This is a genomic window from Candidatus Sericytochromatia bacterium, from assembly GCA_035285325.1.
In the GTDB taxonomy this organism is placed as follows: domain Bacteria; phylum Cyanobacteriota; class Sericytochromatia; order S15B-MN24; family JAQBPE01; genus JAYKJB01.
In genome coordinates this window covers 1-10,543 of sequence record JAYKJB010000014.1, presented here as the reverse complement: position 1 = coordinate 10,543, position 10,543 = coordinate 1, and the positions used below count along the sequence as shown (strand labels likewise).

The following is a 10,543-nucleotide window of genomic DNA, read 5'->3' as shown; positions in this document are numbered from 1 at the left end:
CGATAGGGGTCGAGGTATTGCTGAGGGGAGAGCGCACCCTCTTCGCTTTCGGCGGGCTCTGAGCCCTCTTCGCCAGGACGCAAGGCTGACGAGGTCCCCGGCGGCAGCCAGGGCGGCGTGTCGATGTCCCCATAGCGCGTTCGCACCATCTCGGCCGTCTGTTCGTCGCCCCGCTCCTTGGCGGCCTGCAGGGCCAGATAGACCTGACCGGCATAATCCTGAGAGCCCTTCAGGTGTCCCAGAATGGCATGAGTCACCTGCACGTGCCCGCGCAGCACCGCCCAGGAGACCGCCGTGTGCCCGGCCAGGTCGGTGTGCGCGGCATCGGCTCCCAGGCGCAGGAGCAAGCGCACCACGGCCAGGTGATTGTTGCGAGCCGCCAGAATCAGGGGGGTACGCCCGAGCGCATCTTGCGACTCGATCGAGGCGCCGTGGCCCAAACGACGCTCGGCCAGGGTTTCCATGCCTTCCTGGGCGGCCATCAGCAGAACGTGGTCGCCCCCTTGCACCGTATTATCCGCCCGCACGCCCGAGGCGAGCACGGTGAGGCCGAGGCACGTCGTCAGCAGCAAGCGAAGAGGCCAACTCACGGCCGAGATCCTTTCCACGCTCCGAAGAGCAAACAGGGATGGGGCATCCCCATCCCTGTTTGTCGGCTCAAACGCAACCTTCCTTCAGCGAATCGCGGTCCGGTCGACGACCGACACGGTGTTGTCGGTGAGGTTGGAGACGTAGGCAAAGTTGCCCCAGAAGGCCATCTTGTGGTGCCCCGCCCCGGTCGCGATGGTGGCCTTGACGCGCAGGCTCTCCCCATCGAAGACCGTCACCGAGCCTCCATCGTCGTTGCCGACCCACCACTCGTGGCTGGCGGCTCCGGCCGCCTGGAGCCGATAGTGCGCGTGAGCGTGGCCGTCATCCTCGGCCGCCGCTTGGAGCGCCGGCGCCAGGTAAATGTGGACCGGGCGCTTGCCGACCGGCACCCGCCCCACCAGTCGCTTGGCGACATAGTCGATCACCGCCACCTCGTTGCTGCCCGACATGGTCACGTAGGCGCGGCCGAGGCTCGCATCTACCCCCACATCGGAGGGCGTCTGCCCCACTTCGTCCAGCCGGGTCAGCTTGCCGGCAGGCAGGTCATACAGGCCGATCGCGTTGGAGGCCTTGAAGCCCACCACCGCCGCCACGGCCTTGCCGGCCTGGGTGCCGATGGCCACCGGTCCGGGGTTGTTGCCCCCGCCCACCCGCTGCGCGGCCTTGGAGGCCAGATCGATCAGGCTGACGTCGTTGTCGGCGGAGTTGGGCGCCACCAGCCAGCCAGCCTCCACCGCGATCGCGCGATGCTTGAACTGCTCGCCGGCCACCCCGCCCACGGCAAACTCCTCGCGCTGCGGGGCCGCGGCGCGGTCGGCCGAGAAGCGCAGACGCACCACCTTGGGCTCACCCGTCAGCGAGATATACACGTCCCGATCGTCGTCACTGATGACGAGGCGGTCCATGCCCGCGCCCACGGCGATCGTTTGCAGGGTCTGGTGGTCCTTGGCCGGGTCGATCACCCGCAACTGCCCCTGCTTGGTGTCGGCCACCAGAAAGTGATGCCCATCATGGAAGGGTTTGACGTAGCCGGGATTGCCCGCACCGAAGGGCAAGGTCTTGACCACGGCTTGGGTCTTGGTGTCGATGATCGAAAGCTGGGCCGCACCGGTGTCGGAATTGTAGATGAAGCCGTGCCCGGCTCCGATGCCGTGCGGCGACTTGCCGACGGGAATCTGCTTGAGCGCACTCAGGCTGAGCCCCGCCGAAATTGGCGCGGCTTGCGGCGTGCTGGGAGCCTGGGGCGCCGGGGCCTGGCAGGCCAGAAGGGCAAGCAGGCAGCTGCCTGCCAGGGCGAAACGAGAATCAACGCGTCCATATGTCATGGTGAATCACCTTTCAATCCATACAAACTCAAGGAACGTACTGATAACCGATCAGATAGAACGTCAGGTCACGCATGGCATTGCGCGCGCCGACGTGCTCAGGATCGAGGCCCACGGCTAGGCGCACCCCCGTCAGCGGACTGAAGGCCCACAAGGCGCTGCCGACCAGTTTCAGCTTGGCCGTCGGCTGCGCCGGGCCAGCCGTGGCCACCCAGGCGCCCGCGAAGCCGTTGAGTCCCAAACCGAGACGTAAGTGCTCGCCCAAGCGCCGGTTCACGTGCAGTTGATAAAGCCACGTGGGCCCCAGACTGAAGGGATTGGCCAGCGGGATCCCGCCCAGCGGCAGCTGATAGCCGGCATTGGCCACCCCCTCCCAGTCCTCCCACTGTGCCAGCCCCACCAGGCCCGCGCCGCCCGTCCAGAAGCCCTGGCCGGTCAGGCCGGTGGCCTCACCGGCCGCCTGGCCGCTGGGGGCCGAGAGGCTGCCCCAGGCCGCCAGACCGGCGTGCTCCCATTCCGCCAGCTGAGAACTGCCTTGCAGGCTGAGGTCACCGAGTCCACCCCCCACGCGACGGGCGGTATCGGTGGCCTCCAGGCTGCCGAACATGCCCCAGGCCGCGCGGTCCAGCAGATGGCCGAGGACCGGCGCCTGAAGCCCCAAGCTGACTCCCGGCCAGGGAAAATAGCTCAGGGCAGTGGTTCCCTGCAAGGTGACCAGTGACCCTTCCAGCGGCACGGGCAGCGCGCTGCCGCGGTCGTTGAAGCTGCCCGTCACCTGGCGCAGACTCACGCCCTGCTGCCACAGCCAGCGCGTGCCCATCCCGAAAAAGGAGGCCGCCCCGCCGGCCGCGCCCAGGTCGGAGGCCGTGCCGGAACCGCCACAGCTACAGCTGAGGCAGGCGATCGCCGGGCTGGCCGGCCAGGTCAGAATGAAGCCGGCGGCACAGGCGAACAAGCCACGAAACAGGAGACGCATCCAGAATCCCTCGGCGAGGCTTCGCCCGTGCCAAAGTGGCCCGCGAGCGCGTGGTCCCCCGCCAAGCCATGAAAACTTACCCCAGCGAGCCTGGCAGGGACAAGCGTCACTTCGGCGGCGCGAGCTCCTTGAGCTGGCTGGTGGCCATATCGAGAAACACGATCCGGCCATCCGGCGCGATCGCTAGCGCAGCGGGACTGCGCACGCTGGTGCCGCTGTCCGGCAAACCGAGCCCAGCCAGCGTGACCAGGTGGCCATTGGACTCCAGGCGGCGAATCCGGCCCCACAGGTCCGGCCACTCGATGCCGAACTGGTAAACCAGACCGGCCGAGACGCCCAGAAAGTCCGCAAAGCCCTCCATACCCCGCGTGCCCACCTCACCGATATAGAGGCGACCCTCGGCGTCATAAGCCAAGCCTCGGGGCGTGAGCAGGCCAGTTTCGTGCGCCGGCACGTCGACTTCCCGCGCCAGTTCACCACTCAGAAATTTCAGCGCGATGCGCTTGAGCGGGCCCCCCGCCAGCACGCTGAGCTTACCGTCCGGACTCAGGCGCAGAATCCGGGTGTTGGGTTCAGAACCGGTGCTGACCCCCTCCACGCGCAGGTCCGGGAACTCGGCGAAGGCGATGCCGCCATCCGGCGCGACGGCCACGGCCATGATCCGTTCGAGCGGCACATCCAGGGCCGGCAAGGTCGTGTCGCGTTCGAGTTCCGCCATCTCCAGCCGGTCCGTCCCGGCCAGACGCACCAGGCTCCCGTCGGCCTCCACCCGCCAGAGCGCATCGAACCAGGTGCCGTTGGCGTTCTGAAGCCGACCGCCGAAGACCGGCAGGCCGGCCTTGGTGACCGCGAGGCCCAGCATCTCCTCGAACTGGAAGTCCCGGGCGGGCTGCCCCGGCGCGCCCGTCCACTTCGTTTGCTTCCCTCCGCCCGCCATCGTCTCGACCTCCCCGTTGGCATACAGCTTGCGCAGGCGACGCGGGCGTTGCTCCACGAGGTAGAAATCCTCGCCCGCCGCGGCGATGTCGACCGGATTCTCCAGCATCGTGCCGCGCGCGCGCGCGTGGCCCGTGAAACCCGCCTCTCCCCCGGCAATCAGGGCCAGCGCCCCCTCTTCGAGGCGTCGGACCGCGTGACTGCCCGCCTCGACCACCACCGGACGTCCCTTGGGGTCAAGCGTGAGGCCAAGCGGCATGGCCAAGGGTGCCTCGCGCGCCAGCACGCCTGGCGCCACGCGAGATCCCAGCACCGGACGCACCTGTCCGGAGGGCGCAATGGCCCGCAAGGTGGCGTTGTCGTGATCCGCCACCAGCACGGTGCCATCCGCCGTGACCGCCAGGCCGGCCGGCCGGCTGAAGCGGGCCCGCGCCTTGTCGACCAGCTCGCTCTGAAATCCGGCGGGGCCTTCGCCCGCGAAGGGCGTGAGCTTGCCCTCGGCGTCGACCAGCTCCAGGCCGTGGCGAGCGCCCTCGTGGTCGCCAGAGACGCTCAGCAACACCTGGTCCGCGCCGTAGGGCACCATGGTGGAGAGGTAGGGGTCACAGCGCAAATCTGAGTTCAGCGCCCGCCAGGCCCCCCCGACGGGTCGACGATAGAGACGACTGCCATCGCCATTGCCGAACCAGGCCCACAGCGCCCCGTCTCGCGCTTCGGCCAGGCCCACGATCTCCCTCAGATTCCCCTTGTTGTCGGCCGTCGCCCCCACCGGATCGGGGGTGAAATCCCGCACCGTGCCACTGGCATCGAGCTGGAGCACCCGGACCGGGGGCAAGTCATCCAGACTGTATTTCACGGCCATCCACAGCGTACCGTCCTTGCCGGGCGCCAGGGCCGTCACCTCGGTGTCCTCCAGCCGCTTGGCGGACAGACCTTTTGCCAGCTTCACCGGCTGCTTCTGGGCCAGGCTGCCGGCCGCCAACTTTGCCAGCGGGTCCGTGAGATCGTCCGTTCCGACCACGCGCGTGAACTCCGTCCCATCATAGCGACAGCGCCAGACACCCTGGCCGGCACGGGAGCCCAGATACAACCAGCCGTCCGAACTGACGGCCAGGCGCTCGAACGGCACATTGACCTTCGACTCCGGTCGGCAAGGGCCCGCCACGTGCTGCACCCGGCCGACCGGGTCAAGGCGGAGCAGGTAACCGCTGAATTGACCCGAGACGAAGACGCTGCCATCCGGCGCCGCCGCCAGGCCCACCGGCAAGGGCAGCGCCACCTCGGCCGCCGCCTCATCCGCACGGCAGGCGGACAGACCCGCCAGTGTCATGACGCGACGGACCTCGGCCAGTGCCTGGGCCAGCACCAGATTCCCGGCCTGCTTCGCGACGGTGTCGAGCGTCTCCGCCAGTTCGCTGGGCAGGCGCGCCTCCAGCTGCTTGGCGGTATCCTCAGCAAGCACCCGCACCGCGTGCTGACGGGCACTTTCGGCCACCGCCGCCGACAGGCGTCCCAGACTTTCAACCGCATCACGTTGCTCCGGCAAGACCCGGTGCTCGATCCAGCACGTCGTCAAGGTCGAGGCGCTGTCCAGGCGAACGGGCTTGGCCGGGTCCTGGTCCTTGGGATAGACGGCTCTCAGCCCCTTGATTTGCCCCTCCGCACGACCAATCGCCGCAAAGAAGATCACGCCCTTGGGGGCTCGCAAACCGGGAAAAGCGAAGCGGCCCGCGGCATCGGTCCTGGCCACCAGCAGGGTCCCGTCCTTGCCCGTGATGAACTTGCCGTCGGCCGTGCGCAGGTACACCGCGATCCCGGCTTTGACACCCTCTTTCAAGGCCGTCAAGGCGAAGCGAGGCCCGCCCCCGGAGCGGGGAAGAGCAGCCTTGGAAAGCGCTTGGCTGCGCGCCGACTGCAGGGTGGCGCCGTCCAGGCCGATCAAGGTCGCCCCATCCTGGCCAATCAGGGTCGCGCCATCCATCCCGATCAAGGTGGCGCCATCCATGCCAATCAGCCCCGCGGGGGCACGCAACTCCCCTTTCAGGGTCGCGCCGTCCATGCCGATCAGGGTCGCCCCATCCATGCCAATCAGGGTCGCCCCATCCATGCCGATCAGGGTCGCGCCGTCCATGCCAATCAGCGCGCTCGCCGTCGGTGCCTTCAGGGTTCCACGCGTCGAGGCACGCGCCGCGGCGCCCGCGGCGGGTCCGCTGACAGCATTCGGGCGAAACCATTGACAACCGAGCAAGGACAGCGACAGGGCCAGAGGCAGCCAGACTTGTCGAACCACGCGTGTGCCCTCCCGGAGAAGCCGATGGACTTCTCATACCCGACCGCAAGCGCCTCCTCTGGAGGCTCAGGCGCCCCGTTCGAGGCGCCCGTGCCAGGCGGCCAGTCCGGCCAGGGCCATCGCGGCGCCGAGCGCGAGCAGCACGGGCGTGAGACCGACCTCCTCCACCACGAAGCCGATCGCCCCCAGCGGTAGGGTCGCGGCCAGGTTGAGCAGCGTGTTCTGCACGCCGAAAACCTTGCCGCGCAGCTGTTCCTCGACCAGTTCCTGCAGGCGCGTCTGCAGCGGCACCGCCACCCAGGCCGCGGCAAAGCCCAGCCCAGCCGCCAGCGCAAAGGCCAGCGGCTTGTGGGCCGGACCCAGGCCGGCCAGACCGCCCAGGACGGCACCGCAAGCGAGAAACCCCAGGGCGATCGCCCCATCGCGCCGCAGCCGCTCCCCCAGCTGCCCGATCAGCCAGGCCCCCAGCGCCAGCCCCCCGCCGGCGGCCGCCAGGAACCAGCTGAAGTTGGTTTTGAGCACGCCCTTGGCAAACAAGATCGCCAGCACGCTCATGGCCGCGAACATCGCAAAGATGACGACCTGGAAGGCCAGCGTGCGACGGATCCCGCCGCGACTGCGAATGTAAGCCAGGCCCTGCCGGAACTGGGCGGCATAGCCTTGATCGCGCGGCGCCACCTCGGCCGGCTGGGTGTAGCGCACCCCACGCAGGAAGCCCACCGACAGGAGAAAGCCGGTCCCCACGACCCAGGCCGCCCCCTGGGTCCCGAGCCACTGGGTCAGCGGCTCTCCGACGCTGAAACCCACCACGATCGACCCCACCAGGGTCGTGGTGAAGATCGAGTTGGCCTGCATCAGGTGCTCCCGCGGCACCACCAGCGGCATGGCCGCGGCTTCGGCCGGGATGAAGGGCTGGGCGGCGCTGGCGATCAGAAAGGCCAGGGCGATCGCCAGGGCCACATCGGCGTGCCCCCACAGCCCCAGCGCCACCACCAGGGCCGCCCGCAACAAGTTGCTGGCCATCATCACCCGGCGCTTGTCCCGGCGGTCCACCCAGACACCGGCCAGTGCGCCGAACAGCACATTGGGCAAGGTGTGCAGGGCGAGGGCCAGGCTCATGACCCGGGCCGAGGGCGTCGCGTGGCTGACGGTCTCCACCAGCAAGATGAAGACCAGCTTGTCGGCCACCTGCGACACACACTGACCAAGCCACATGACCAGGAACGAGCGATTGGCCAGCAAGGGCCCGAATCCGGTCGCGGAAGCACGCGAGTCCGCCATGCAGGCGAGTGTACCACAGCCCGTTCGGCGCCCCGCGGGCGTCCTGAACGCGCGGCAAGGCGACGGGGCCCGCTCAGCGCCGCACGAGCGCCGGGGGCCCCACGTCAGCGCCGCCGCAGCGGCGGCCGCTGCTCAGCTGGCTCCCTCCGCTATGACACCTGTTCGATCTTGAGCTTGCGCGCCTGGGCCCGCTTGATTGGCTCTGCCAGCGGCGCACAGATGGTCAGCACGCCGTGCTCGAACGTTGCCTTGGCCTCTTCCTGACGAATACGCTCGGGCAGGGCCACCAGGCGGTCGAAACGTCCATACTGGCGCTCGCTGCGGAAGTAGGTGTCTTCCGAGACCTCCTCGGCGCGCTTCATCTCGCCGATCAGATGCACGCTGTCCTCGGTGATCTCGATGTTGACCTCTTCCGGGGCGATCCCGGGCAACTCGGCACTCAGGATCAGCTCACTGTCTTTGGTGAAGACCTCGACATTCGGCATGAAGCCGCGTGCGCTCTCCAGCAAGGGCAGGCCGGTCAGCGCCCGCCCCGGTGTCCAGTGTTCCAGCATGCGATCCATCACGCGATCCATCGAGCGACGCATCGATTCCAGCTCGAGCATCGGCTCCCAGCGCATCAAGGACATGGGCATTCCTCCTTCAGGCTTCCCGCCGTTCAGCCAGGCGCGCGTGTCCTGGCCCTGCGCCCCATCCAAACACCCGCCGCGACGGAGTCCAACAGGAGAACAGGCCTCCAGGTGGCCAGGCGTGAGATCGGGAGCCGGCCCAGGTCGCTGGGTCCTCAACCCGCCAGTCCCACGAGGCGGCCCCCGTTCAGCGGGGCCGGACGCGGCTTTCAGGGTGCTTGCTGGCCGCGCCAATCGAACATGCGCTGCGCCCGGAGATCCCGCTCCGCGCGCACGGCGGTATAAGCCTTGAGCGCGTGTCTCACCTGGATCACCAGGTCGTCGGTGGCGCGCAGGGCCGGGCTGGCCGCCAGGGGGGTTTCCTGCAGGGCCTGCAGCAAACGCCAGGCGCCCAGCGACAGGGGGCGCGTCCCGTCGCGACAGTCCAGACAGGCCACCCCGCCCTCTTCCACGGCCAGGCCCCCCAGCGCCTCACCCTCGTCCAGCGCGCAGCCACAACGAATGCAGCTTTCGAGTTCCGGGCGGTAGCCCAGGGCCGTCAGCAGCTGCATTTCGAAGGACGCCAGCAGCAACTCCGCGCGACAGGGCGGCTGCAACAGTGCGAGCAAGGCACCGTAGGCATCGAACAGGTCAGGATGGGGGTCATCGGTCTCCAGCAGGGAGAGCAACAGCTCGTTGGCCGACATCGCCGCAGCCAAGCCGTCGAAGTCGCTCACCACATGGGGAAAGCGTCGCAGGGTCTGACTGTGGGAGATGGTCTGGAGCGAGCGTCCCGACACGAGCGTCAGCTCCAGCTCATTGAAGGGTTCGAGGCGACCCGCCAACGGGCTCTTGGCTTTACGCACCGCGCGCGCGACCGCCCGGCCGAGCCCGCGCTCGCGCGTGAACAGCACCACGATCTTGTCCGCCTCGCCAAGTTCGTGATGCCGCAGCACATAGGCAGACTCGACCTGCTCGCGCCCCTTCATCGTCCGGCATTGTACCGCGCCGCCCCGGCCGCTCGGTTGCCGCCCGGCGCGCTTCAGGCGATACTGACAGGCCATCGCGCGTCAGGCGTCGCACCGAGGGGGCCGTCTTGCACCATCCCGAACTCACGCTGTCCATCGTGATCCCCTGCTACAACGAGGTTCGCACGCTCGAAGCCCTGGTCGAGCGGGTGCTCGCCTCGCCCTGCGGCCGCAAGGAGCTGATCCTGGTCGACGACTGCTCGACCGACGGCACCCGCGACCTGGTGCAACGTCTGGCGGAACGGCTCGGCTCACAGGCCCAGGCGCGCTTTCACGAACGCAACCAGGGCAAGGGCGCGGCCCTGCGCACCGGCATCGCCGCCGCGACGGGCGACATCGTGATCATCCAGGATGCCGACCTGGAATACGACCCCGACGAGTACCACAAACTGGTCGCGCCGATCGCCGCAGGCCAGGCCGACGTGGTCTATGGTTCCCGCTTCCTGCCCAGCAGCCCGCGGCGCGTGCTGGCCTTCTGGCACCGCATGATGAACGGATTCCTGACGCTCTGCTCGAACATGGTCACCAACCTCAACCTGACCGATATGGAGACGTGCTACAAGGCCTTCCGCCGCGAGGTGATCCAGAGCATTCCGCTGTGCGAGAACCGTTTCGGTTTCGAGCCCGAGGTCACGGCCAAGCTGGCGCGCAAGAAAGTGGCGATCAGCGAGGTGGCGATCGCCTACCACGGGCGATCGCACGACGAGGGCAAGAAGATCGGCTGGAAAGATGGCGTCGACGCGCTGCGCTGCATCGTGAAATACGCCCTGTTCACCTGACGCGATGAAAGGGGAACCTGGCGTCGTCGCATTTCACGGCTTGCACGCGAGCGTGGTATAGTGCACGTTGTCGGCAAGGGCACGTCCTGACGTCGTTTGCCGCTGGTCTGGAACACGCCGTGCCCTCGGCCCTTCTCGGTGTCGCGCCTGTCGCGCGGCACCAGCCTGATCCCCGGACCGTGGGCACCTTGCAGGAGGATTCCATGCGTCGTCGCTTCATCCCACACAGCCTGGTGCTGGCGCTCTGTGTGGCCGTTACCGCTTGCCAGGGAGGCCCCTCGCCCAACACGGCGACGGCGGGCCAGTCCGCGCCGACAGCCAAGGCCGGCGCCGGAGAAGGCGTCATCAAGGGCGTCGTCAAGGTCGATGAAATCAGCGCCGGCGCCTACCGCCTGGCGCAGACGGCCGCCAAGGGCGGCACCGTCACGGCCCGCAGCGACATCGACACCAAGGAAGCCACCGTCGGCCCCGACGGCAGCTTCTCGGTGGTGGTCAAGGGCGGCGCCGAGTACAAGCTGGAGGCCTCCGTGCCGGATGGCAAGGGTGGCGTGACCAAGGTCGTCTCGCCCACCGCCATCATGGTGCCCCTGGCTCAGGACCCCCCGATCGTCGATGCCGCCAGCCTGGTGACCCGTCGCACCGGCTCGATCCAGGGCCTGATCGAACTCAAGGACGCCAAGGCCGGTGACACCCCCGAAGGCGCCGACGTCTTCCTGACCGGCGGCACCT

At 68.4% G+C, this 10,543-nt stretch carries 9 protein-coding genes; 2 read left to right on the top strand and 7 right to left on the bottom strand.

Translation table 11 applies throughout. The features are described from left to right. The 7 genes from VKP62_02185 to recO all read right to left on the bottom strand — a co-directional run. Positions 1-590, bottom strand: a 590-nt coding sequence (locus VKP62_02185) for an ankyrin repeat domain-containing protein (GenBank protein MEB3195988.1), incomplete at its 3' end; no start/stop codon positions are given. 84 nt (positions 591-674) lie between these two features. Further along, positions 675-1,916, bottom strand: a complete 1,242-nt coding sequence (locus tag VKP62_02180) for a hypothetical protein (GenBank protein MEB3195987.1) — start codon at positions 1,914-1,916, stop codon at positions 675-677. 28 nt (positions 1,917-1,944) lie between these two features. Beyond that, the gene (locus VKP62_02175) at positions 1,945-2,892 is read right to left on the bottom strand and encodes a hypothetical protein (GenBank protein MEB3195986.1); all 948 of its coding nucleotides are present in this window, start codon (positions 2,890-2,892) and stop codon (positions 1,945-1,947) included. 106 nt (positions 2,893-2,998) lie between these two features. After that, on the bottom strand, positions 2,999-6,118 hold the full coding sequence (locus VKP62_02170) for a hypothetical protein (GenBank protein MEB3195985.1): 3,120 nt from the start codon (positions 6,116-6,118) through the stop codon (positions 2,999-3,001). A gap of 66 nt (positions 6,119-6,184) precedes the next feature. Further along, positions 6,185-7,399: an MFS transporter gene (locus VKP62_02165; GenBank protein MEB3195984.1), complete on the bottom strand. Its 1,215-nt coding sequence runs from the start codon at positions 7,397-7,399 to the stop codon at positions 6,185-6,187. A gap of 149 nt (positions 7,400-7,548) precedes the next feature. Continuing rightward, a complete protein-coding gene (locus tag VKP62_02160; protein MEB3195983.1) occupies positions 7,549-8,028 on the bottom strand; it encodes an Hsp20/alpha crystallin family protein in 480 nt (159 codons plus the stop codon). 209 nt (positions 8,029-8,237) lie between these two features. Further along, positions 8,238-8,996, bottom strand: coding sequence for a DNA repair protein RecO (recO, locus tag VKP62_02155; protein ID MEB3195982.1), 759 nt, complete (start codon positions 8,994-8,996; stop codon positions 8,238-8,240). A gap of 107 nt (positions 8,997-9,103) precedes the next feature. Between recO and VKP62_02150 the strand changes: the two genes are divergently transcribed. Then, the gene (locus VKP62_02150; GenBank protein ID MEB3195981.1) at positions 9,104-9,814 is read left to right on the top strand and encodes a glycosyltransferase family 2 protein; all 711 of its coding nucleotides are present in this window, start codon (positions 9,104-9,106) and stop codon (positions 9,812-9,814) included. 203 nt (positions 9,815-10,017) lie between these two features. Next, positions 10,018-10,543, top strand: a 526-nt coding sequence (locus tag VKP62_02145; protein MEB3195980.1) for a hypothetical protein, incomplete at its 3' end; no start/stop codon positions are given.